We start from the raw sequence: 24630 nt of genomic DNA, 5'->3' as shown, positions 1-24630 counted from the left end.
CCCTACTTCTTGGGGCCGGGGACGGTGGTCAGCAGCGGCTCGGGGGAGGTCTCCCCCGGTGGCGCGCCGATCGCGGTGACGGTCAGGACGAGGGCGAAGGCGGCGGCCAGCCCGACGGCGGCGGCGACGAGGGCGCGCATGCTGGGCCTCCCGGGTTCGGATCCATCTGACGTGGCGTCAGAGCGGGGGCACCGTAGCAATCGGGCCGTGAGATGAGAACACGTCGCACCGCCCCCCTTCACCGGGTGGCGGAGGGGGGCGGTGCGATCGAGTGGTGGCCGGGCCGTCAGGCGGCCGGGGCGACGACCTTGAGTTCGATGGTCAGGGTCTGGCCGCCCGCCGCGGTCAGCCGGAGCAGGAAGGTGCCCGTCTGATCGTCGGTGTGGATCTTCGGGAGCTTCAGCAGGCCGTCGGCATCGGTCGTGAGGTCGGAGAGGGTGTGGACCGGCTTGTCGTCGGCGCCCTTGAAGTAGGGGCCGGACTTGCTCGGGGTCTCTTCGCCGTTCGCGCCGACCTCGAACAGTTCCGCCTTGACCGCGACGCCGGAGATGGCGGTGCCGTCGTGGGTGGCCTTGGCCTCCAGCAGGTGCTCGAATCCGGCGCCGGGAGCGGCCGTCATCTCCTTGGCGTTCACCCATGTGACCTTGTCCGCCTCGGGGGCGGTGATCTTCGCGGTGAAGTCGGCGGGCGCCACCGTGCTGCCGACGACACGGGCACGAACGGTGAAGGTCCCCGTCTTCTTGCCGGACTTCAGGACGGGGGCGGTGGCCGTGCCGTTCACACCGGTGGGGCGGATGACGGACTTGGCGCCGTCCGCGAAGGCCGCGTCCGTCGCGCCGACGATCTCGAAGCGCACGCTCACTCCCGCCATGGCGCGGTCGGCGTTGCTCATGACGCGCACCGCGACCCGTTCGGTGAAGTCGCGGCCGGCCATCGCGGAGAGTTCGCCCGTGCCCGCGTTGACGATCGCGGAGACCTGGACCGGCTTGGCCGGCTGCTTCGGCGGCACCGTGGGGTTCGGGGGCTTGCTGCCCGGCGGCGTCGGCGGCTTGCTGGGCTCGGTCACGGGCTCCTTCGCCGGGTCCTCAGGCTTGTCCCGGGGACCGCTCGACGGAGGCGGCGTGGCCGTGGCGGGAGGCGTGGGCTTGGCCGGCGGCGTGGCGACGGTGCCCGGGCGGCTGTCGGGGGTGCTGGAGCCGGGCAGCACGCCGGAGCCGTCGGGCACGGAGTGGGTGCCGCGCTTGTAGTAGTCGAACCAGGACAGCACCGTCGTCAGGTACTCGCGCGAGCGGTTGTAGCTGAGGATGGCCCGCTCCAGGTCCTGCGCCTGGGTCAAGTCGCGGTCGTTGGCGCAGAGGTAGCGGCCGGCGGCGAGGGCCGCGTCGTAGATGTTGTTGGGGTCCTTGCGCCCGTCCCCGTTGGCATCCTGCCCCCAGGAGGCCCAGGTCGAGGGGATGAACTGCATGGGCCCGACCGCGCGGTCGTGGGTGGTGTCCCCGTCGTACGCGCCGTTGTCGGTGTCCAGGATGTTGGCGAAGCCGACTCCGTTGAGGACCGGGCCGAGGATCGGGGAGAGCGTGGTGCCGTTCGCGTCGACCCGGCCGCCGCGCGCCTGCCCGGACTCCACCTTGCCGATGGCCGCGAGCAGTTGCCACGGGACCCGGCACCCCGGGTCGGAGGAGGCGATGGTCCGCTCGGCGCGCTTGTAGGCGTCGAGCACGGTGGCCGGTATGCCCGCCTCGGCGGCTCCCTTGACGCCGCCGCTGGGCGAAGTGCCCTGCTTGTTGGGCGACTCCAGGGGCGGGAGGTCCGTGTAGTAGGGGGAGTCGCCCGTTGCGGGCGTGCCGGGTGGGGGCGTTGCGTCCGCCGCCTCGTCCTGGGTGCCCTGGCTGTCACCCGAGATCGCGTGTGTGACACCGGGTGCCTGTGAGGCCGAGAGCGCGGCCACGGCAGCCGCCGCCACGGCGGTGGTGGTCGCTCCCCTGCGCAGCCGACGGCCGAAGTGCGCTGCCATACGTCTGTTTCCCTCCCCGGGCGGTCATGCCACGCTCACCAATGCGCCAACCCAGGCGACACTACGGCAACCGAGCTCTCCAGAACACCAGTGCGTGACCGGTATTCACCGTTTCGGCACCTCTCGTTAGCCCACCGGACCCCCTCACTCCGCTATCGCGGTCACCCAGTCGCCGACAGGACAACGGGCAGCAGCGACAAACGGCGTGAGGGGGGTACAGGTCAGTGGGCCGCGGACTCCCAGTCCGGTCCGACGCCGACGGAGACGTCCAGCGGCGCGCTCAGCGAAGCCGCGGACGACATCTCCCGGCGCACCAGCGCCTCGACGTCCGCGCGCTCGCCGGGGGCGATCTCCAACACGATTTCATCGTGCACCTGGAGGAGCAGCCGCGAGGCGTGCCCGGCCTCTTGCAGTGCGGCGTCCACCCGGAGCATGGCGATCTTCACGATGTCCGCGGCGGTGCCCTGGATGGGGGCGTTCAGCGCCATGCGTTCGGCGGCTTCCCGACGCTGGCGGTTGTCGCTGTTCAGATCGGGGAGGTAGCGGCGGCGGCCGAACAGCGTCGCCGTGTAGCCGGTGGCGCGGGCTTCGTCCACCACGTGGTGGAGGTAGTCGCGGACGCCGCCGAAGCGCTCGAAGTAGGTGTCCATCAGGGCGCGGGCCTCGGCCGCCTCGATGTTCAGCTGCTGGGAGAGGCCGAAGGCGGACAGGCCGTAAGCCAGGCCGTACGACATGGCCTTGATCTTGCGGCGCATCTCGGCGTCGACGGCCGACGTCTCGACGCCGAAGACCTGGGAGGCGACGGTGTTGTGCAGGTCCTCGCCGGAGGTGAACGCCTGGATCAGGCCCTCGTCCTGGGAGAGGTGGGCCATGACGCGCAGTTCGATCTGGCTGTAGTCCGCCGTCATGAGGGACTCGAAGCCCTCGCCGACGACGAAGCCGCGGCGGATGGCCCGGCCCTCGTCGGTGCGCACGGGGACGTTCTGCAGGTTCGGGTCGGTGGAGGAGAGTCGACCGGTGGCCGCGACCGTCTGGCTGAAGGTGGTGTGGATGCGCCCGTCCGCGGCGATCGTCTTGATCAGGCCCTCGACCGTGGAGCGCAGTCGGGCCTGCTCCCGGTGGCGCAGCATGATGACGGGCAGTTCGTGCTCGGTCTGGGTGGCGAGCCAGGCGAGCGCGTCGGCGTCGGTGGTGTACCCGGTCTTCGTCTTCTTCGTCTTGGGCAGGTTCAGCTCGCCGAAGAAGACTTCCTGGAGCTGCTTGGGCGAGCCGAGGTTGAACTCGTGGCCCACCGCGGCGTGCGCTTCCTTGACGGCCTGCTGGACGGCGCCGGCGAACAGCTGCTCCATCGTCTCCAGGTGGGCTCGGTCGGCGGCGATGCCGTGCCGCTCCATCCGGGCGAGGAGGAGGGAGACGGGCAGCTCCATGTCGTGCAGCAGATCGGCCGCGCCGACTTCGGTGAGCTTGGTCGCGAAGGCGTCGCCGAGGTCGAGGACGGCGCGGGCCTGGGCCATCAGCGCGTCCGCTTCGGCGTGCTCGTCGGTGCCGAAGGCGAGCTGGCCGTCGGCCGCGGCGGGGGCGAGTTCCCGGCCCAGGTACTCGATCGCCAGGGTGTCCAGGGCGAAGGAGCGACGGCCGGGCTTGACCAGATAGGCCGCGAGGGCGGTGTCCATGGTGACGCCCGCGAGCTGCCAGCCGTGCTCGGGGAAGACCCGGAGGGACTCCTTGGCGTTGTGCAGGACCTTGGGGCGGTCCGGGTCGGCGAGCCATTCGGCGAAGGCCCGCTCGTCGGCCTCGTCGAGCCGGGTCGGGTCGAACCAGGCGGCCTTGCCGTCGGCCGCGGCCAGGGCGACCTCGCTGACGCTGCCCACCCCGAGGGCCCAGGTCGCGACCGTGGCCACGCCGAGCGGCGGTGCGCCGTGCTCGGCGAGCCAGGGCGCGAGTTCGCCGGCGGCGAGGACGGTGCCGTCCAGCTCCACGCCGGCCTCGGGCGCCGGGGCCTCGTCCTCGGCGGCGCCGGGGTCGACGGCGAGCAGGCGCTCGCGCAGGCTCGGGTTCCGGATTTCCAGGACCTCCAGGAACCCCTTCAGCGCGGACCGGTCATAGGGGGCGCGCTCCAGGTCGATGACGCCCTTGGGCAGTTCGACGTCGCGCACCAGCTCGGTGAGGTGGCGGTTGAGCTTGACCGCTTCCAGATGGTCGCGGAGCGACTGGCCCACCTTGCCCTTGACCTCGTCGGCGCGGGCGACGAGCTCCGCGAAGGAGCCGAACTGATTGATCCACTTCGTGGCCGTCTTCTCGCCGACGCCGGGGATGCCGGGGAGGTTGTCCGACGGGTCGCCTCGCAGGGCCGCGAAGTCCGGGTACTGCTGCGGGGTCAGTCCGTACTTCTCCTCGACCTTCGCCGGGGTGAAGCGGGTCAGCTCCGAGACGCCCTTGGTCGGGTACAGGACGGTGGTGTGCTCGCTGACGAGCTGGAAGGAGTCCCGGTCGCCGGTGACGATCAGCACCTCGAAGCCCTCGGCCTCGGCCGCGGTCGCGAGGGTGGCGATGATGTCGTCCGCCTCGAAGCCCTCCACCGCGAACCGCACCGCGTTCATCGTGTCGAGCAGTTCGCCGATCAGCTCCACCTGGCCCTTGAACTCGTCGGGGGTCGAGGAGCGATTGGCCTTGTACTCCGGGAAGTCCTTGGACCGCCAGGTCTTGCGGGACACGTCGAACGCCACGGCGAAGTGCGTGGGCGCCTCGTCGCGCAGGGTGTTCGCCAGCATCGACGCGAAGCCGTAGATGGCATTGGTCGTCTGCCCGCTCGCGGTGGTGAAGTTCTCCGCGGGCAGCGCGAAGAACGCCCGGTACGCCAGGGAGTGCCCGTCCATGAGCAGCAGGCGGGGGCGCGCCTCACGGCCACCGCGGTCGTCGGGCTTCTGGGTCTTCTTCGATGCTGTCTCAGCCACGGGGACGATCCTGCCACGTGCCACTGACAACGCCGCCATCGCCGCGTCCGCACCCGGCCGCCGGGCCGGGGGCCACCACGTCCGCCCGCCTGCCCCGGGGCCGCTGACGGCCTCGTCCGCACCCGGCTACCGGAACGCTGTCAGTGGTGCGTGCCACCATGGACGTCGGAAGGTGAAGCGGCGGTGGCACCGAGTGACCGGTCCCTCCGCCGGGAACATCGAGGGGATATCGAAGGGGAGCACGATGGCCAGCAAGCCGCCCGCGGACGACCCGGTCCAGGACGCCCCGCGCATCACCGCGCCCGAGCACTCCGCCGCGGGCGTCCCGGCCATCGGGCACACGCTCAAGATCGCCCAGCGGCAGATGGGCTTGGGCCGCGCCACCAGGGCCCTGCTCAAGGTCAATCAGAAGGACGGCTTCGACTGCCCCGGCTGCGCCTGGCCCGAGCCCGAGAAGCGTCACCACGCCGAGTTCTGCGAGAACGGCGCGAAGGCGGTCGCCGAAGAGGCGACCCGGCGTCGGGTGACCCCCGGGTTCTTCGCCGCGCACCCCGTCGCCGACCTCGCCGAGCGCAGCGGTTACTGGCTGGGGCAGCAGGGCCGCATCACCGAGCCCGTGTATCTCCCCGAGGGTGCCGACCGCTATGAGCCGGTGAGCTGGGAGCGCGCCTTCGCGATCATCGCGGAGGAGCTGACCGCGCTCTCCTCCCCCGACGAAGCCCTCTTCTACACCTCGGGCCGCACGAGCAACGAGGCCGCGTTCCTGCTCCAGCTCTTCGCCCGCGAGTTCGGCACGAACAACCTCCCCGACTGCTCGAACATGTGCCACGAGTCGTCTGGCTCCGCCCTGTCGGAGACGCTGGGGGTGGGCAAGGGGAGCGTGTCCCTGGAGGACGTGCACCAGGCCGACCTGATCATCGTCGCCGGGCAGAATCCGGGCACGAACCACCCCCGGATGCTCTCGGCCCTGGAGAAGGCGAAGGCGTCGGGTGCCCGGATCATCTCGGTCAACCCCCTCCCCGAGGCCGGTCTCGAACGGTTCAAGAACCCGCAGACGCCGCGCGGCATGCTGAAGGGCACCGCGCTGAACGACCTGTTCCTCCAGATCCGCATCGGCGGCGACCAGGCGCTGTTCCGCCTGCTCAACAAGCTCGTGCTGGAGACGGACGGAGCCGTGGACGAGGAGTTCGTCCGCGACCACACCCACGGGTACGAGGAGTTCGCCGCCGCGGCCCGGGCCGCCGACTGGGACGAGACGCTGGCGGCCACCGGGCTGGACAGGGAGGCCATCGAGCAGGCGCTCGCGATGGTCCTGGAGTCCCGGCGGACCATCGTGTGCTGGGCGATGGGTCTGACCCAGCACAAGCACGCGGTGGCCACCATCCGCGAGGTGGTGAACTTCCTCCTGCTCCGGGGGAACATCGGCCGCCCCGGCGCCGGCGTCTGTCCCGTTCGCGGCCATTCGAACGTGCAGGGCGACCGCACCATGGGCATCTTCGAGCGCCCGGCGCCCGCCTTCCTCGACGCCCTGGAGAAGGAGTTCGGCTTCGCGCCCCCGCGCCACCACGGCCTGGACGTCGTACGGTCCATCCGGGCGCTGCGCGACGGGGACGCGAAGGTGTTCTTCGCCATGGGCGGGAACTTCGTCGCGGCCACCCCCGACACCGAGGTGACCGAGGCGGCGGTGCGGCGGGCGCGGCTGACGGTGCACGTGTCGACCAAGCTGAACCGCTCCCACGCGGTCACCGGCACGCGCGCGCTCATCCTGCCGACCCTCGGCCGCTCCGACCGGGACGTCCAGGCGGCCGGCCGGCAGTTCGTGACCGTCGAGGACTCGATGGGCATGGTGCACTCCTCGCGCGGCAACCTCCCGCCCGCGAGCCCGCACCTGCTCTCGGAGCCGGCGATCGTGGCGCGTCTGGCGCGCGCGGTGCTCGGCCCCGGTTCGGCGACGCCGTGGGAGGAGTTCGAGCGGGACTACGGCACGATCCGCGACCGCATCGCACGCGTGGTGCCCGGCTTCGAGGACTTCAACGAGAAGGTCGCGCGCCCCGGCGGCTTCACGCTCCCGCACGCGCCGCGGGACCTGCGCCGCTTCCCGACTGCGACGGGCAAGGCCAACTTCACGGCCGCCCCGGTGGAGTACCCGCGGGTGCCCGAGGGACGGCTGCTGCTCCAGACCCTGCGCTCGCACGACCAGTACAACACCACGGTGTACGGGCTGGACGACCGCTATCGGGGCATCCGGGACGGGCGGCGCGTGGTCCTGGTGAACCCCCTCGACGCCGAGGAGTTGGGGATGGCGGACGGGGCGTACGCGGATCTGGTCGGCGAGTGGCGCGACGGTGTGGAGCGGCGGGCCCCCGGCTTCCGGGTGGTGCACTACCCGACGGCGCGCGGATGCGCCGCGGCGTACTACCCGGAGACGAACGTCCTGGTGCCGCTGGACGCGACGGCGGACACGAGCAACACCCCCGCGAGCAAGTCGGTGGTGATCCGCCTGGAGCCGGCCAAGCCCTGAGGTGCGCCCCACCCTCCGGCCAAGCCCTAAGCGTTCGCTCAGGCATCTGATAAGACAGTGCACGGAGCACGCATTCGCACTTCTGCACTGGACGACGGAGATCGGAGTCGGCCCCATGGGCGAGCAGCGCACGACCAAGTTCCCTCAGGACATCATCGACGAGTACGCCGCACTGGGGGTGGACCTGCCGGCGCTGTTCTCCGCGGGGCACCTGGGCCATCGGATGGGCGTGGAGATCGTGGAGGCGTCGGCCGAGCGGGTCGTGGGCACGATGCCGGTCGAGGGGAACACCCAGCCGTACGGGCTGCTGCACGGCGGCGCGTCCGCCGTGTTGGCGGAGACGCTGGGGTCGATCGGCTCGATGCTGCACGGGCGCAGCGCCAAGATCGCCGTGGGCGTGGACCTCAACTGCACGCACCACCGCGGCGCGCGGTCCGGACTGGTCACGGGCGTGGCGACGCCGCTGCACCGCGGGCGGTCGACGGCGACGTACGAGATCGTGATCACCGACGAGCAGGACAAGCGGGTGTGCACGGCCCGGTTGACGTGCATGTTGCGGGACGCCAGGCCGGGCGACGCGGATCACGTGCCTGGGGCCGCACGCGGTTTCGCGGCCGGCACCGAAGGCGCCTGAAGGCACCTGATGAGGACAGCTGAGGACACTTGAGGACCTTGAGGGCAACTGAAGGCACTTGAGGGCACCTGCGGGCGCTCGTACTCGATTCGACGGGCGGCCGACCGGGCGCCCCGTGGCGCCGCGTTGGGGCACGTCCCCGCCGCGGCGCCTTCTTCATGGCCGGTCCGGCACCCACGGCGGGCCGCAGCGCACGCGATCGTGGCCGCGCCCGTACTCTCCGTGATCCACCTGTCGTCCGGCCGCACGACGCCGCATCCGCTTCCGGAACCATGCGCACCACCCGCACCAATGAGCACTGTCGCCGGGGCCAACACTTCACCCGTACGAGTGAGTTCGCCGTCCGCGACCCCTGACCGTCAGCCCGATTCGCTGGTCACGGTCCAGACCTCTCACCCGGCACCCCGCGCGGACCTCGGTCGACCTGCACCGCCGACCGCCCCCGCCCCTCCCCGACCGGCACTGGACGATCACGTTCCACATAGCCGCTCAACAACTCCCCGTCATGGCACGTGATATGTCACAGCCCGCAGGAAATGTCACTCTCGGTAATTGAGCCCGGGTCGCGAAAACGCGCCAGAACGCCCGGCCCGACACCGCCGACGATCATGGAAATGCGAAAGATGTGATAGACGCCCTGACAGCAGCAAGATCACCTCAAGGGCCTTAGCGGAACTGGGCGTTCTCACCATGTGAGCCGGGACCTCGACGGAAGATTGCCCGATCTGCCCACACTCAGCGCACCGATACCTGACCTCGGCATAACAAGAGCGTCACATCCTGACTTCCCTAGTGCCCCGCTCAACCACCTCCCCTTAGAGTCACCGCCAGTCACCGCGCCGCCGGGCGCATGAGGAGCACGGCGCACATCTGGCGACCCGGCGACCTAACGGCACCTCTAGGGGGAGGGCCGTGCCAGGGAGAGGACACATCGTGCGAAACCGTTCCTTGCTCATACTCACCGCCGTGGTCACCACGGGAGCACTCACCCTCACAGCTTGCGGCTCGCGCGACGACGACAAGAAGAGCGACAGCGGCGGTGACAAGACCACCGTGGTCATCGGCATCGACGCCCCGTTGACCGGCTCCCTGTCCGCGCTCGGCCAGGGCATCAAGAACTCGGTGGACCTCGCGGCCAAGACCGCGACCAAGGAGAACGTCGTCCCCGGCGTGGAGTTCAAGGTCGAGTCCTTCGACGACCAGGCGCTGCCCGCGTCGGGTCAGACGAACGCCACCAAACTGGTGGGCAACAAGGACGTCCTCGGCGTCGTGGGCCCGCTGAACTCCGGTGTCGCCCAGTCCATGCAGGGCGTCTTCGAGCGGGCCGACCTGGCCCTGGTCTCGCCGGCCAACACCAACCCCGCGCTCTCCCAGGGCGACGACTGGGGTTCCGGTGCCAAGAAGCGGCCCTTCAAGACGTACTTCCGCACCGCCACCACCGACGTGATCCAGGGCAAGTTCGCCGCCCAGTACCTCTTCAACGAGGCGAAGAAGAAGAAGGTCTTCGTCGTCGACGACAAGCAGACCTACGGCGCCGGCCTGGCGTCGATCTTCGCAGAGGAGTTCAAGCGGCTCGGCGGCGCCGTCGCCGGCGAGGACAAGGTCACGGTGAAGACCACGGACTTCGCGGCCACCGCCGACAAGGTGAAGGAGTCCGGCGCCGACTCGGTCTTCTTCGGCGGCCAGTACCCCGAGGGCGGGCTCCTGTCCGACCAGGTCAAGAAGGCCGGCGCGAACATCCCCACCATGGGCGGCGACGCGCTGTACGACCCCGCGTTCATCAAGGCGTCCGGCCAGTCGAACGACGGCGACCTCGCCACCTCCGTCGGCTACCCGATCGAGCAGCTGCCGACCGCGAAGAAGTTCATCGACGGCTACAAGGCCGGCGGCTACAAGGACCCGTACGCGGCGTACGGCGGCTACGCCTACGACGCCGCCTGGGCCGTCGTGCAGGCGGTGAAGGCGGTCGTCGAGGCGAACGACGGCAAGGTCCCGAGCGACGCCCGCGCCAAGGTCACCGAGGCCCTGTCCAAGGTCTCCTTCGACGGCGTGACCGGCAAGGTCTCCTTCGACGAGTTCGGCGACACGACGAACAAGCAGCTCACGGTCTACACCGTGGAGAACGGCGCGTGGAAGTCCATCAAGAACGCCACGTTCAAGGACTGACGCCGCCACCGGCTCCAAGGCCCCGCAGCACATGAACCAGCCGCGCGAGGGCGCAAACAGCGCCCTCGCGCGGACTCATATCCGACACGCTCATCGGAGGCTCTGCGGTGAACGAACTGCCGCAACAGCTGGCGAACGGCCTTTCCCTGGGTGCCCTCTACGGTCTCATCGCCATCGGGTACACCATGGTTTACGGCATCGTCCAGCTCATCAACTTCGCCCACGGCGAGATCTTCATGATCGGGGGCTTCGGCGCCCTCACCGCCTACATCGCACTCCCTGACGGGACCTCGCTGATCGTGGCGATACCGATCATGATCATAGGCGGCGCCATAGCGGCCGTCGCCGTCGCAGCCGCGGCGGAGAGATTCGCCTATCGGCCCCTCCGAGGCGCTCCCCGGCTCGCTCCGCTGATCACCGCGATCGGTCTGTCCATCACCCTCCAGCAGGTGGTGTGGGCCTGGTACCCCGACGCCAAGAAGGCGAGGAGCTTCCCCGAGTTCACCGGCAGCTCCTTCCAGATCATGGACAACCTGGCGATCCAGCGCGCGGACGCGTTCGTCCTGATCGTCGCGCCCCTGTGCATGCTGGCCCTCGGCCTCTTCGTCTCGAAGAGCCGCAGTGGACGCGCCATGCAGGCCACCGCGCAGGACCCGGACACCGCCAAGCTCATGGGCGTCAACACGGACCGCATCATCGTGATGGCCTTCGCCATCGGCGCCGCCTTCGCCGCGGTCGCCGCGGTCGGGTACGGCCTCGACAAGGGGCAGATCCACTTCGAGATGGGCTTCATCCTCGGGCTCAAGGCCTTCACGGCCGCCGTGCTCGGCGGCATCGGCAACATCTACGGAGCGATGGTCGGCGGAGTCGTGCTCGGAGTCGCGGAGGCGCTGTCCATCGCGTACATCGAGGAGATCCCCGGCATGCAGCAGCTGGGCGGTGGCGCCTGGTCCGACGTCTGGGCCTTCGTCCTACTCATCCTTGTGCTCCTCGTGCGACCCCAGGGTCTGCTCGGCGAGCGCGTCGCGGATCGGGCGTGATAGCGATGACCACCGAGAACCAAGCCACTTCCCAGACCGCCGACACCACCGCCGAAGGCGGCGGGTCCCGCACGGCCCTGCTGCGCTGGCTCGTTGCGGCCGGTGGCCTCGCGACCTTCGCGAGCACCTTCCTGGCCTGGACGTACACCGACGAGTTCCCCGGTGACCTGACCGTCTACGGGTATCCCGGCGGGCTCCAGGTGCTGAGCCTGATCGGCGGCCTGCTGGTCACCGTGTTCGCCCTGGCGGCCCTCGGCATCAAGGGCCTCGGCTGGCTGGTGCCCACCGGCTCGGCCCGGGCACTCCAGTTCTTCGCCCTCGGCGCCTTCGGCACCACCGGCTACACCGTGGTCGCGATCGCCGTCGACCTCGGCGGCCTGGTCAACCTGGAGCCCGGCGGCTTCGTGGCGGTGGTCGCCTCCGCCCTGCCGCTCGCGGCCTTCCTCCTGCCGGACGACACCCGCAAGGCCGGCCGCCCCCGCGAACTGCCCTCCTGGGCCGAGATCCTGATCATCATCGGGGTGTTCGCGCTCGGCCTGTACGTGGTGACGTACGGCATCGACACCGAGTACGCCGAACTCTTCACCGGCTACCTCGTCACCGTCGGCTTCGCCGTGGCGGCGCTCGGCAAGGCCGGGCTCATCGCCCGGGTGTCGGCGCTCACCGCCAAGTACCGCCAGGTGACCGTGGTCGCCGCGTTCGCCGCGGCGGCGGTCTTCCCCTTCACCCAGAACACCGACACGTACACCCTGATCGCGGTCCAGATCCTGATCTTCGCCACCGTGGCGCTGGGTCTGAACATCGTCGTCGGCCTCGCCGGGCTGCTCGACCTCGGTTACGTCGCCTTCCTCGGCGTCGGCGCGTACACCGCGGCGCTGGTCTCCGGCTCCACGGCCTCCGTGCTGGACGTGCAGTTCCCGTTCTGGGCGGCGGCACTCACCGGCGCCGCGGTCTCGCTGATCTTCGGCGTGATCATCGGCGCGCCGACGCTGCGGCTGCGCGGGGACTACCTCGCCATCGTGACCCTGGGCTTCGGCGAGATCTTCCGGATCGTGATGCAGAACCTGGACGGCGAGTCCGGCCCCCAGGTCACCAACGGTCCAAACGGCATCCCCAACATCCCCGACCTGAAGTTCTTCGGCTTCGACTTCGGGCAGTCGCACGACGTCTTCGGGATCGAACTCGGCAGCTACGCCAACTACTACCTGCTGATGCTGCTGGTGACGATCATCGTGGTGCTGGTCTTCAACCGGGCCGGCGACTCCCGGATCGGCCGCGCTTGGGTGGCGATCCGCGAGGACGAGACCGCGGCGACGGCCATGGGCATCAACGGCTTCCGGGTCAAGCTGATCGCCTTCGCCCTCGGCGCCTGCCTCGCCGGGCTCGCCGGCACCGTGCAGGCGCACGTCCAGCACACCGTCGTCCCGGAGATGTACCAGTTCGCCGGGCCGGTGCCGCCCAACTCGGCGTTCTTGCTGGCCGCCGTGATCCTCGGCGGCATGGGCACCGTCAGCGGTCCGCTGATCGGCGCGGCCCTGCTGTACATGATCCCCTCGAAGCTCCAGTTCCTCCAGGACTACCAGCTCCTCGGCTTCGGCCTCGCGCTGATCCTGCTGATGCGCTTCCGCCCGGAGGGCCTGGTCGCCGACCGGCGGGCCAAGTTGGAGTACCACGAGAGCGACCAGACCGACGGACCGGACAAGGGACTTCCGGAGTCCGGGGTCGGCCTCACCAAGGCGGGGGCGTGAACGCCATGACGACCACCACCACGACCGCGAGTCCGGTCTCGGCGCAGACCGTCCTCGACGCCAGCGGGGTGACGATGCGCTTCGGCGGTCTCACCGCCGTGCGCTCGGTCGACCTGACGGTAGGCGCCGGCGAGATCGTCGGTCTCATCGGTCCGAACGGCGCCGGGAAGACGACGTTCTTCAACTGTCTGACCGGGCTGTACGTCCCCACCGAGGGACGGGTCCGCTACAAGGGCGCGGTGCTGCCGCCCAAGCCGCACCTGGTCACGCAGGCGGGAGTGGCCCGTACGTTCCAGAACATCCGGCTCTTCGCCAACATGACGGTGCTGGAGAACGTCCTGGTCGGACGGCACACCCGGACCAAGGAGGGGCTGTGGTCGGCGCTGCTGCGCGGCCCCGGCTTCCGCAAGGCCGAGGCCGAATCGCGCGAGCGGGCCATGGAGTTGCTGCGCTTCACCGGTCTGGAGGCGAAGGCGGAACACCTGGCCCGCAACCTCCCCTACGGCGAGCAGCGCAAGCTGGAGATCGCCCGGGCGCTGGCGAGCGACCCGGGGCTGCTGCTGCTCGACGAGCCGACCGCGGGCATGAACCCGCAGGAGACGCGGGCGGCGGAGGTCCTGATCAACGCGATCCGGGACCAGGGCATCGCGGTGCTCGTCATCGAGCACGACATGCGCTTCATCTTCAACCTCTGTGACCGGGTGGCCTGTCTGGTGCAGGGCGAGAAGCTCGTGGAGGGCACCCCGGAGGTCGTCCAGGGCGACGAGCGGGTCGTCGCCGCGTATCTGGGCACGCCCTTCGAGGGCGCGCCCGGCGCCGAGGAGGTGGCGGAGGTGGAAGCGGCCGAGGCGGTCGCTTCGGGCGCGGACCACGCCGGCGGACCGTCGGACTCCGGCCGGCAGGACAGCGACACCGGCACCGCCGGCCGGCCGGAAGGGAAGACCCCGTGACCGCACTGCTAGAGGTCGAGGACCTCCGGGTCGCCTACGGCAAGATCGAGGCCGTGAAGGGCATCTCCTTCAGCGTCGAGGCCGGTCAGATCGTGACGCTGATCGGGACGAACGGCGCGGGCAAGACGACGACGCTGCGCACCCTGTCGGGGCTGTTGAAACCGACCGGGGGCCGAATCGTCTTCGACGGCAAGCCGCTGACCGGGGTGCCCGCCCACAAGATCGTCGCGCTGGGGTTGGCCCACTCCCCCGAGGGCCGGCACATCTTCCCCCGGCTGTCGATCGTGGAGAACCTCCAACTCGGCGCCTTCCTGCGGAAGGACAAGGCGGGCATCGAGAAGGACATCCAGCGCGCCTACGAGCTCTTCCCGATCCTGGGCGAGCGCAGCAAGCAGGCCGCGGGCACCCTGTCCGGTGGTGAGCAGCAGATGCTCGCGATGGGCCGGGCGCTGATGTCGCAGCCGAAGCTGCTGATGCTCGACGAGCCTTCGATGGGGCTGTCGCCGATCATGATGCAGAAGATCATGTCGACGATCTCCGAGCTCAAGGCGCAGGGGACGACGATCCTCCTGGTCGAGCAGAACGCGCAGGCCGCGCTCTCGCTCGCGGATCAGGGGCACGTGATGGAGGTGGGCCGGGTGGTGCTGTCGGGCAGCGGTGACGACCTGCTGCACGACGAGTCCGTCCGCAAGGCGTACCTCGGCGAGGACTGAGCGACCGCCGTACGCGATGGGCCCGCACCCTTGTCGGGGTGCGGGCCCATCGCGTACGGGCTGCGGCGGCGCGGGCTACTGGCCCTTCGTCGCCTTCTTCTCCTCCGAGTCCTGGATGACGGCTTCGGCGACCTGCCGCATGGAGAGCCGGCGGTCCATGGACGTCTTCTGGATCCAGCGGAAGGCGGCCGGCTCGGTCAGTCCGTACTCCGTCTGCAGCACGCTCTTGGCACGGTCGACCAGCTTGCGGGTCTCCAGCCGCTGGGAGAGGTCGGCGACCTCCTGCTCCAGCGCCCTCAGCTCGGCGAAGCGGGAGACGGCCATCTCGATGGCCGGCACCACGTCGCTCTTGCTGAACGGCTTGACGAGGTACGCCATCGCGCCGGCGTCGCGCGCCCGCTCGACCAGGTCGCGCTGGGAGAACGCGGTCAGCATCAGGACGGGGGCGATGGACTCCCCGGCGATCTTCTCGGCGGCGGAGATGCCGTCCAGGATCGGCATCTTCACATCGAGGATGACCAGGTCGGGCCGGTGTTCCCGGGCGAGTTCAACGGCCTTCTGGCCGTCGCCGGCCTCGCCGACGACCGTGTACCCCTCTTCTTCCAGCATCTCCTTGAGGTCGAGCCGGATCAGGGCCTCGTCCTCGGCGATCACGACGCGCGTCGTCAGCGGTGGAACGTGTGCGGTGTCGTCGTCCGGGACGGGATGTGGCTGGTCGGGGGCGGTCACGGGACTCCTCATTCCAAGGCAGGGTGCTCTCCAAGAGATTACCCAGCTCCTGTATGGTTAGGACACGAAGGGTGCTCTTGACCCTTCGTTTCTAAGGATGCCCCGGTAGCCCAGCGGTAGAGGCAATGGTCTCAAACACCATATAGCGTGGGTTCGAATCCCACCCGGGGTACTTTCCCTTCCTTTCCAAGGTCAGGCGTGTGAGGCCCCTCCGTGGCGTTCCCGGAGGGGCCTCGCCGCGCTCAGGCGTCGAGTTCGGCGTCACCGATGTGGTGCACCCGCACCAAGTTGGTGGATCCGGACACTCCGGGCGGCGAGCCCGCGGTGATCACCACGATGTCTCCGCGCTCACAGCGGCCGATCTTCAACAGCTCCTCGTCGACCTGGGCCACCATCGCGTCGGTGGAGTCGACGTGCGGGCCGAGGAAGGTCTCCACGCCCCAGGTCAGATTGAGCTGGGAGCGGGTGGCCGGGTCCGGGGTGAAGGCCAGCAGCGGGATCGGCGAGCGATAGCGCGACAGCCGTCGGACGGTGTCTCCGGACTGAGTGAAGGCAACCAAGAACTTGGCGCCCAGGAAGTCGCCCATCTCGGCTGCCGCCCGGGCGACCGCGCCGCCCTGGGTGCGCGGCTTGTTCCGCTCGGTCAGCGGGGGCAGCCCCTTGGCGAGGACGTCCTCCTCGGCCGCCGTGACGATCCGGCTCATCGTCCTGACCGTCTCGACGGCGTACTTGCCGACGCTGGTCTCCCCGGAGAGCATCACCGCGTCCGTGCCGTCGATGACCGCATTGGCCACGTCGGACGCCTCGGCGCGGGTGGGGCGGGAGTTCTCGATCATCGAGTCCAGCATCTGGGTGGCGACGATGACCGGCTTGGCGTTGCGCTTCGCCAGCTTGATCGCGCGCTTCTGGACGATCGGCACCTGCTCCAGGGGCATTTCCACGCCGAGGTCGCCGCGGGCGACCATGATGCCGTCGAACGCGGCCACGATCTCGTCGATGTTCTCCACGGCCTGGGGCTTCTCGACCTTGGCGATCACCGGGAGGCGGCGGCCCTCCTCGTCCATCACGCGGTGAACGTCCTCGATGTCCCGCCCGCTGCGGACGAACGACAGCGCGATGACGTCGGCCCCGGTGCGCAGCGCCCAGCGCAGGTCCTCGATGTCCTTGTCCGACAGCGCGGGCACGGAGACCGCGACGCCGGGGAGGTTCAGCCCCTTGTTGTCGGAGACCATGCCGCCTTCGACGACCGTGGTGCGCACCCGCGGCCCGTCCACCGCGAGCACCTCAAGGGCCACCTTGCCATCGTCGACGAGGATGCGCTCACCGGGCGTGACGTCGGCGGCCAGGCCGGAGTACGTCGTGCCGCAGAGGTGGCGGTCGCCCTCCGCGGGCTCGACGGTGATCGTGAACTCGTCGCCGCGTTCGAGCAGGACGGGACCTTCACGGAAGCGGCCGAGCCGGATCTTGGGACCCTGGAGGTCGACGAGGATTCCGACGCTGCGTCCGCTCTCGTCGGACGCCTTGCGCACGCGCTGGTAGCGCTCCTCGTGTTCGGCGTAGGAGCCGTGGCTGAGATTGAGGCGGGCCACGTCCATTCCGGCCTCGACCAGGGCTTTGATCTGGTCGTAGGAATCGGTGGCAGGGCCCAACGTACAGACGATTTTTGCTCGGCGCATGGTCTGAGCCTATGCCGTACCGGGCGGTAGCGAATGGGCTCCACATGACGACTCAACAACCTTTGCGTTAAAGGGTATTGACAATTCGCGAACTGTGCACAGGGGTGCTCCTTTGAGCGTTCAGAGTGGGGTGACGGCAGGGGCAACGGCAGCGGCAAACGGCAGGGGCAGGGCGGGGGTCACAGCCGGGGCGGGGTGATCGTGAAGCGGGCGTTCACCTGGGCGTAAACCGTCTGTCGACGGGGTTCGAGATCGAGCGCGGGGGCGGCCTCGACGCTCGCGCCGCCGTACCCCCTGGCCATGGCACCGGGTGCGGGCGGGGCGTACGCCATGGGGGCCTCCGCGCCCAGGTCGGCGAGCTCCACCAGGGCGGCGAGCTCGGCGCCCAGCGCGCCCGCGTACTCCCGGGCCCGCTGGACGGCTTCCAGCACCGCCTCCCGCCGCGCGTCGCCGTGGGCGGAGGAGTCGGGGCGCAGTCCCCACCACGGGCCGTCGACGCTGGTCAGCTCCAGATCGGCGAGCCGGGTCGTCAGCTCGCCGAGGGCGGTGAAGTCGGCCAGCACGGCGGTGAGGTGGACCCGGCCGTGATACGTCCGCACCCGCTCGCCCCTGCCGTGCCGCGACAGCTCGGGCGTGATGGAGAAGGCGCCCGTCTCCAACTTCTCCACCGCTTCCCCGTACGACCTGATCAGCTCCAGGGCGGCGAGGTTGCGGCGCGTCAGGTCTTCCAGGGCGCTGCGCCGGTCGCTGCCGCGGGCCTTGACCGTGATGGCGATCCGCGCGATCTCCGGATCGACCTCCAAGGTGGCTTCGCCGCGCACGGCGACCCTCGGTGCGTCGGGCGTACCAAAGGGCGTGGCGGACGGGTTGGTGAACTGAACGGTGGACTGAGCGGAGGACGGGGCGGTGGAGTGGGGCGGGACATCGGTGGTCATGGCGAACTCCCTCGTACGGACCGCGGCGGCGCCGCTGCTGACGTACCGACACTGTCGCATCCACGGCCGACATCCCGCGGCCCCTGTGGATAACCTCCCCGCCCCACGGCGTCCGCCCTGGTCAACCCGGCCCGCACCACCGGACCCGGCGCCGCGTCACCGGGCCCGCACAACCAGACCCGGCGACCCGTGTCACCAGCCCCGCACCAGCGGCGTCAGTCGCCTGCCCTGGCCGGGGATCTTCGGTGCCTCGCGCTGGTCGAGTCCGAAGGTGGTGAAGGAGGTGCGGCGCGGCAGCGGATACGGCTGGCGCCCCGTGAGCGAGTTGAGGATGCTCGCGCTGCGCCAGGCCGAGAGCCCGAGGTCGGGCGCGCCGACGCCGTGCGTGTGCGTCTCCGCGTTCTGCACGTACACCGAGCCCGTCACCGACGGGTCCAGCACCAACCGGTGCTCCTCGTCGATGCGCGGCCGGTTCGCCGAGTCGTGGCGCACGTACGGGTCGAGTCCGGCGAGCATCCGGCCGAGGGGCCACTCGCGGTAGCCGGTGGCGAGCACGACGGCTTCCGTCGTCAGCCGGGAGCGGGTGCCCTGCTGGACGTGTTCCAGGTGCAGCTCCACCTTCGTCGTCGCGACCCGCCCCGCCGTGCGGACCTGCACCCCGGGCGTGAGGACGGCGTCCGGCCAGCCGCCGTGCAGCGAGCGGCGGTACAGCTCCTCGTGGATCGCGGCGATCGTGCCGGCGTCGATGCCCTTGTGGAGCTGCCACTGCCGCGGTACGAGCCCGTCGCGGGTCTCCTGCGGCAGGGCGTGGAAGTAGCGGACGTAGTCCGGGGTGAAGTGTTCGAGGCCGAGCTTGGAGTACTCCATCGGCGCGAACGCCTCGGTGCGCGCCAGCCAGTGGATCTTCTCGCGCCCCGCCGGGCGCGCCTTGAGCAGGTCGAGGAAGACCTCCGCGCCGGACTGTCCGGAGCCGATGACCGTGACGTGGTCCGCGGCGAGGATCCGTTCTCGGTGGTCGAGGTAGTCGGCGGAGTGGAACACGGGAGCGGCGGGCGCGTCGACGAGGGGCCGCAGCGGATCGGGTACGTACGGCTCGGTGCCGACGCCCAGCACCACGTTCCGGGCGTGCGTGCGCCCCAGGGCCTCCACCTCGCCGTCGGCGCCGACCTGGGTGAAGTCGACCTCGAACAGGTCCCGTTCCGGATTCCACCGCACCGCGTCGACCTGGTGGCCGAAGTGCAGTTCGGGCAGGTGCTCGCTGACCCAGCGGCAGTACGCGTCGTACTCGGCGCGGTGGATGTGGAAGCGCTCGGCGAAGTAGAAGGGGAACAGCCGCTCGCGCGAGCGCAGGTAGTTCAGGAAGCTCCAGGGGCTGGCGGGGTCGACGAGGCTCACGAGGTCGGCGAGGAAGGGCACTTGGAGGGTGGCACCCTCGATGAGGAGCCCGGCGTGCCAACTGAAGGCGGGGCGCTGTTCGTAGAAGGCGACCTCAACGCCGTCCGCCGCCGCGCCTTCGACGACGCCGGGCCCCGGCCCATTGAGGACCGGCCGATTGAGGTCCGGCCGGTTGGGGACCCGCCGGTGGTTGAGGCCGTCGGCCAGGGCCGCGAGCGAGAGGTTGGCCGGCCCGATGCCGATGCCCACGAGGTCCAGGGGACGTTCCGCGGGTCGGGTCCGGTCGGTTGGCGGTGCGGGCGCGTCGGTCATCGTCGGGTGCTGCCTTCCACGAGGGCGATCAGGTCGTTCAGTTCGCTGGGGGTCGTACGGGGGTTCAGCAGGGTGGCCTTCAGCCAGAGCCGGCCGTCCGCGCGGGCCCGCCCCAGCACGGCCGCACCTTCGGCCAGCAGGGCGCGCCGGGCTGCGGCGACCTCGTCGTCCGTCGCCCCCGCCGGCCGGAAGAGCACCGTGGTGAGCGTGGGCGGCTCCCACAGCTCCAGCCGCGGGTGGCCCGCCACCAGGCGCGCGAACTGCTCCGCGAGTTCCACGGTGCGGTCCACGAGCGCGGCGAGCCCGGTACGGCCGAGGGCCCGCAGGGTGACGGCGACCTTCAGCACGTCCGGGCGGCGCGTGGTGCGCAGGGAGCGGCCGAGGAGATCGGGGAGGCCGGCCTCCGTGTCGTCGTCCGGGTTCAGGTACTCGGCGGTGGTGGCCAGCGGCGCGAGCCTGGCCCGGTCCCGTACCGCGAACAGGCCGGCGGCGACCGGCTGCCACCCCAGCTTGTGCAGGTCGAAGGCGACCGAGTCGGCCCGGTCGAGCCCGCTGAGCCGGGCCCGGTGCCGGGGGCTGAACAGCAGCGGCCCGCCGTACGCGGCGTCCACGTGCAGCTCCGTGGCGTGCCGCGCGCACACGTCGGCGATCTGCGGCAGCGGGTCGATGCGCCCGGTGTCCGTGGTGCCGGCGGTGGCGACGACGAGGTGCGGCGGCGGTACGTCCGTCAGCGCGCCGTCCAGCGCGGCCGGGTCGAGCACGTCCCCCGGCCCCGGCACGGCGACGGGCTCGGGCAGCCCCAGCAGCCAGGCCGCACGCCGTACGGAGTGGTGCGCGGCGGCCCCGCAGACCACCTGGACCGCGCCGTGCCGCTCGCGGGCCAGCAACAGGCCGAGGAGGTTGGACTCGCTGCCGCCGGTGGTGACCAGGGCGTCGGGGTGCGGTGCGCCCGACACGCCCGGGTACACCTCGGCGGCCAGGGCCGCGGTGATCGCGGCCTCCATCTCGGAGGCGGCGGGCGCCTGGTCCCACGAGTCCATCGAGGGGTTGAGGGCGCTGGCCGCGAGGTCGGCGGCGACCGCGAGGGCCAGCGGGGAGGTGTGCAGATGGGCGGCGCACAGGGGGTGGGCGGGGTCGGCGGCGCCGTGCGCCGTCACCCGCACCAGGCTGCGCAGGGCTTCCTCGGCGCCCGCGCCCCGCTGCGGGAAGGGGTCGCCCAGCGCGTGCCGCACTTCGGCCCCCACCCGCTGGGGTCCGCCGGCGGGGAACGGCCCCCCACGGGTCACGGCGCCTTCGTGCAGCGCCTCCAGGACGACGTCGATCAGGGGTCGCAGCGCGCCGGGGCCCTCGGCCCCACCTGCCGCGGCGGCGTTCGAAGAGGGCACGGCCATCGCGCTGCGCTCCTTCGGGGGTCGTGGGCAGCGAGTGCCCGGGACCCGGGACACCACGATGCACAACGACGCGGAGGCCGCCCGGTGTTGGCCGCACCGCGTGATAGCCCGGCGCGCTGCCGCGAAACTTCGGCCCGCCCACCCGAAACATCGGCCCGCCGACCCGAAACGTCGACGCGTCTGCGCGAAATGCCGCGGCCCGTACGACGTACCTCCGTCGTACGGGCCGCGGCGCAAACCCTCCGCTGAGCGGTCTCTCAGACCGTGGGCTGGGCGCGCACCGCCAGGGCCCGGCGCAGGTCCGAGAGCTGGTCGACGAGCTGACGGCGCAGCGCCGGCACCAACTCCGGGTCTTCCAGGGCCTGCTCGCCGCGCTCCAGCACCTCGCGGTCCACCGCGTGCAGCGGGAACGCCCAGCGCCCGGCCGCCGTGGCGATCGCCGGCCCCCTGCGGGCGGCGAGCGCCCCTGCGTCGGCGAAGTAGCGCGGCAGGTAGTCGCGCACCAGCTCGGCCTGCTCGGGCTGCCAGAAACCCTGCGCGGTGGCGTTGAAGAGGTAGTTCGAGAGGTCGTCGGAGGCGAACAGGGCTTCCCAGGCCGCCGCCTTGGCCTCGGGGGTGGGCAGCGCGGCGCGACAGCGGGCGGCGCCCTCCTGCCCGGTGGCGCTGGGGTCGCGGTCGAGTTCGGCCGCGATCGCCGCTTCGTCGACGGCGTCGAGGACCGCGAGCCGGTACAGGATGCGCCAGCGCAGCTCGGGGTCGAGTTCGGGCCCGCCGGTGACGCTGCCGTCGTTCAGCCACTCCTGGATGGTCTCGGGCTGCGCGGTCGCGTCGATCACCTGCCGTACGGCGATCAGCCGCAGGCTGCTGTCGCTGCCGTCCTCGGTGCGGCGCAGGATGTCGCGGCAGACCGCGCGGATCGTGCCGAGCGCGGCGGACCGTTCCTCCTCGGGCAGGTAGCGCAGCGCGATCTGGTGGGTCGCGAAGGTCAGCACGCCCTGGACGACCGCGAGGTCGGATTCGCGGGGCAGGTGGGCGCGGGCCAGTTCCAGGTACGCGGTGGGCGTCAGCTCCCCGTCGCGGACCATGTCGCGCGCCGCGTTCCACACCACGGCGCGGGTCAGCGGGTCGGGCACGCAGGACAGGGACCGTACGACCGTCTCCCAGGAGACCGGGTCGAAGCGGACCTTGGCGTAGGTGGTGTCGTTCTCGTTGAGGACGACGAGGGAGGGGCGCCGGCCCGGCTGCGGGTCGGCGGCGGCCTCGACCGACGGCACGTCGACCTCGAACCGGCCGCGCGGCACCAGCCGGTCGGGGTCGACCGGGTCGGTGTCGTACGCGGCGACGGAGATCCGGTGCGGCCGGCCGCCCTGTCGTGCCACCTCCAGCGACCAGTTCCCGCCGCCGTCGGCGAGGGCGGGGCGCAGGGTGTCCACGCCGTCGGTGCGCAGCCAGGACTCGGCCCAGGCGTGCACGTCGCGGTCGGTGGCCTGGGAGAGGGAGTCGATGAAGTCGGCGAGGGTGGCGTTGCCGAACTTGTGCCGGGCGAAGTGGACGTTGATGCCGGCGAGGAAGTCCTTCTCGCCGAGCCAGGTCACCAGTTGCCGCAGCGCGGAGGCGCCCTTGGCGTAGGAGATGCCGTCGAAGTTGAGCAGCGCGGACGCGGTGTCGGGGACGGCGTCGTGGGCGGGCGCCACCGGGTGGGTGGAGGGGCGCTGGTCGGCGTCGTAGCCCCAGCTCTTGCGGTTGGCGGCGAAGTCGACCCAGGTGTCGGTGAAGCGGGTCGCCTCGGTGAGGATCTGGTAGCCCATGTACTCGGCGAAGGACTCGTTCAGCCAGATGTCGTCCCACCAGGCGAGGGTGACCAGGTCGCCGAACCACATGTGCGCCATCTCGTGCGAGATGACCATGGCGCGGGTCTGGCGCTCGGTCTCGGTGACGGCGGAGCGGAAGACGAACTCGTCGCGGAAGACCACGAGTCCGGGGTTCTCCATCGCGCCCGCGTTGAACTCGGGCACGAACGCCTGGTCGTAGGAGTCGAAGGGGTAGGGCTCCTCGAACTTCTCGTGGTAGCGGTCGAAGCACTGGCGGGTGATCTCGAAGATCTCCTCGGCGTCCTCGTCGAGGTGGTGCGCGAGGGAGCGGCGGCAGTGCAGGCCGAAGGGGAGCCCGGCGTGCTCGCTGCGCACCGAGTGGAAGGGGCCGGCGGCGACGGCGACGAAGTAGGTGGCGAGCGGCGGCGTGGGGGCCAGGGTCCAGCTGCCGTCGCCGTGGTCGGTGGCGACGCCGTTGCCGAGGACGGTCCAGTCCCGGGGCGCGGTGACGGCGACTTCGAAGACGGCCTTCAGGTCGGGCTGGTTGAAGGAGGCGAAGACGCGCTCGACGTCGTCGAGGAAGAGCTGGGTGTAGAGGTAGGTCTCGCCGTCCACGGGGTCGGTGAAGCGGTGCATGCCCTCGCCGGTGCGGGAGTACCGCATCCGGGCCTCGACGACCAGTTCGTGCTCCCCGGCGGTCAGTCCGGTGAGCGGGTAGCGGTTGCCGTCGAGGGCGGCGACGTCGAGCGGGGTGCCGTCCAGGGTGATCGACAGCAGTTCGGCCGGTTTCACTTCGACGAAGGTGTCCCCGGCCGCGCGGGCGGTGAAGTGTATGGCGGTCCGCGAGCCGAAGGTCTCGGCTCCCGACGCGTCCGCCGCCCGCGGCCCGGTGTCCGCTGCGGCTGCTCCGGTGCCTTCGGCTCCTCCGGTCCCCGTCCCCGTGGTCAGGTCGAGGCCGATCGTGTAGCGGTGGACGTCGAGGAGCTGGGCTCGGGTCTGCGCTTCGTCACGCGTGAGTACGGGCATGAGGGCCATGCTGCCTGATGGGGGTCGGATCGCACACCGGGTGGGGGTTGCGCTCTGAGCGCACGGGGTCCCGGCGGTGACGGCGGGCGCACGGAGCGTACGCCCGCAGGCCCGGTCAGCCGTTCGGTAGGGCCGGCGCGCGGGTCAGTCGTTCGGTACGGCGGACGCGCCGGCGTCCCCGTCAGAGCCCGCGCCGTGAGCCCGCGCCGTCAGCCGGCGTTGCTGGAGCCCGTGCCGCTGGAGCCCGCGCCGCCAGAGTCTCGACTGCCCGAGTCCCGGCCGCCGGAGTCCCGCGGGTGCTCGTTCGCGGCGATGGTCTCGTGGTGCCTGATGACCTCCGCGATGATGAAGTTGAGCAGCTTCTCGGCGAACGCCGGGTCGAGCTTGGCGCTCTCGGCGAGCTCCCGCAGTCGGGCGATCTGGCTGGCCTCGCGGGCGGGGTCCGCCGGCGGCAGTTGGTGCAGCGCCTTGAGGCGGCCGACCTGCTGGGTGCACTTGAAGCGCTCGGCGAGCATGTGGACGACGGCGGCGTCGATGTTGTCGATGCTCCCCCGGAGCCGTTCGAGCTCGGCGGTGACGCTCTCGTCGATGTCCCTGGTGGTCATGGTCACCGAG

At 70.9% G+C, this 24630-nt stretch carries 17 protein-coding genes and 1 tRNA gene; 8 read left to right on the top strand and 10 right to left on the bottom strand.

The window, feature by feature from the left end:
* Positions 1-2: 2 nt before the first annotated feature.
* The 3 genes from ABZ842_RS30155 to polA all read right to left on the bottom strand — a co-directional run bounded on the left by ABZ842_RS30155 (position 3) and on the right by polA (position 4968).
* Positions 3-140 (bottom strand): SPW_0924 family protein, encoded by a 138-nt coding sequence (locus ABZ842_RS30155; protein WP_361543664.1) that lies wholly within the window; start codon positions 138-140, stop codon positions 3-5.
* 146 nt (positions 141-286) lie between these two features.
* Positions 287-2014: a lytic murein transglycosylase gene (locus tag ABZ842_RS30150; protein WP_361543661.1), complete on the bottom strand. Its 1728-nt coding sequence runs from the start codon at positions 2012-2014 to the stop codon at positions 287-289.
* A 221-nt stretch (positions 2015-2235) separates the two neighbouring features.
* Positions 2236-4968, bottom strand: a complete 2733-nt coding sequence (gene polA / locus ABZ842_RS30145) for a DNA polymerase I (RefSeq protein WP_361543658.1) — start codon at positions 4966-4968, stop codon at positions 2236-2238.
* Positions 4969-5212: 244 nt separating this feature from the next.
* On the opposite strand from polA, the gene ABZ842_RS30140 reads away from it, so the two are divergent.
* From ABZ842_RS30140 to ABZ842_RS30110, 7 genes are all read left to right on the top strand, one after another.
* On the top strand, positions 5213-7489 hold the full coding sequence (locus ABZ842_RS30140) for an FdhF/YdeP family oxidoreductase (protein WP_361543655.1): 2277 nt from the start codon (positions 5213-5215) through the stop codon (positions 7487-7489).
* Positions 7490-7604: 115 nt separating this feature from the next.
* A complete protein-coding gene (locus ABZ842_RS30135; protein ID WP_361543652.1) occupies positions 7605-8123 on the top strand; it encodes a hotdog fold thioesterase in 519 nt (172 codons plus the stop codon).
* A 933-nt stretch (positions 8124-9056) separates the two neighbouring features.
* Positions 9057-10289 carry a branched-chain amino acid ABC transporter substrate-binding protein gene (locus ABZ842_RS30130; protein WP_361543649.1) on the top strand — a complete coding sequence of 411 codons (1233 nt, stop codon included), beginning with the start codon at positions 9057-9059 and terminating at the stop codon, positions 10287-10289.
* A 107-nt stretch (positions 10290-10396) separates the two neighbouring features.
* Positions 10397-11329: a branched-chain amino acid ABC transporter permease gene (locus tag ABZ842_RS30125; protein ID WP_361543646.1), complete on the top strand. Its 933-nt coding sequence runs from the start codon at positions 10397-10399 to the stop codon at positions 11327-11329.
* A 5-nt stretch (positions 11330-11334) separates the two neighbouring features.
* Positions 11335-13077, top strand: coding sequence for a branched-chain amino acid ABC transporter permease (locus ABZ842_RS30120; RefSeq protein ID WP_361543643.1), 1743 nt, complete (start codon positions 11335-11337; stop codon positions 13075-13077).
* Positions 13078-13082: 5 nt separating this feature from the next.
* Positions 13083-14027, top strand: coding sequence for an ABC transporter ATP-binding protein (locus ABZ842_RS30115; protein WP_361543710.1), 945 nt, complete (start codon positions 13083-13085; stop codon positions 14025-14027).
* Entirely contained in the window at positions 14024-14740 is a 717-nt protein-coding gene (locus ABZ842_RS30110) for an ABC transporter ATP-binding protein (protein WP_361543640.1), read from the top strand. Before ABZ842_RS30115 ends, ABZ842_RS30110 begins: the two co-directional genes overlap by 4 nt.
* 75 nt (positions 14741-14815) lie before the next feature.
* On the opposite strand, the gene ABZ842_RS30105 is transcribed toward ABZ842_RS30110, so the two are convergent.
* A complete protein-coding gene (locus ABZ842_RS30105; RefSeq protein ID WP_361543637.1) occupies positions 14816-15469 on the bottom strand; it encodes a response regulator in 654 nt (217 codons plus the stop codon).
* Between the two features lie 99 nt (positions 15470-15568).
* On the opposite strand from ABZ842_RS30105, the gene ABZ842_RS30100 reads away from it, so the two are divergent.
* Positions 15569-15641, top strand: a tRNA-Leu gene (locus tag ABZ842_RS30100).
* Positions 15642-15711: 70 nt separating this feature from the next.
* Here ABZ842_RS30100 and pyk read toward each other — a convergent pair.
* The 6 genes from pyk to ABZ842_RS30070 all read right to left on the bottom strand — a co-directional run bounded on the left by pyk (position 15712) and on the right by ABZ842_RS30070 (position 24620).
* Complete coding sequence (gene pyk / locus ABZ842_RS30095) at positions 15712-17145, bottom strand: pyruvate kinase (protein ID WP_361543634.1); 1434 nt, start codon at positions 17143-17145, stop codon at positions 15712-15714.
* Positions 17146-17324: 179 nt separating this feature from the next.
* Positions 17325-18080 (bottom strand): SIMPL domain-containing protein, encoded by a 756-nt coding sequence (locus ABZ842_RS30090; RefSeq protein WP_361543631.1) that lies wholly within the window; start codon positions 18078-18080, stop codon positions 17325-17327.
* Between the two features lie 192 nt (positions 18081-18272).
* Complete coding sequence (locus ABZ842_RS30085; protein ID WP_361543628.1) at positions 18273-19787, bottom strand: SidA/IucD/PvdA family monooxygenase; 1515 nt, start codon at positions 19785-19787, stop codon at positions 18273-18275.
* On the bottom strand, positions 19784-21178 hold the full coding sequence (locus ABZ842_RS30080) for a pyridoxal-dependent decarboxylase (protein ID WP_361543625.1): 1395 nt from the start codon (positions 21176-21178) through the stop codon (positions 19784-19786). The genes ABZ842_RS30085 and ABZ842_RS30080 overlap by 4 nt, the downstream gene beginning before the upstream one ends.
* Positions 21179-21435: 257 nt before the next feature.
* Positions 21436-24015, bottom strand: coding sequence for an aminopeptidase N (pepN, locus tag ABZ842_RS30075; RefSeq protein WP_361543622.1), 2580 nt, complete (start codon positions 24013-24015; stop codon positions 21436-21438).
* A 209-nt stretch (positions 24016-24224) separates the two neighbouring features.
* Positions 24225-24620, bottom strand: a complete 396-nt coding sequence (locus ABZ842_RS30070; protein ID WP_361543619.1) for a chorismate mutase — start codon at positions 24618-24620, stop codon at positions 24225-24227.
* Between the last annotated feature and the right edge of the window lie 10 nt (positions 24621-24630).

It is taken from the genome of Streptomyces sp. NPDC047315, from assembly GCF_040643215.1.
Taxonomy (GTDB): domain Bacteria; phylum Actinomycetota; class Actinomycetes; order Streptomycetales; family Streptomycetaceae; genus Streptomyces.
This window is presented reverse-complemented; position numbering and strand designations above follow the sequence as displayed.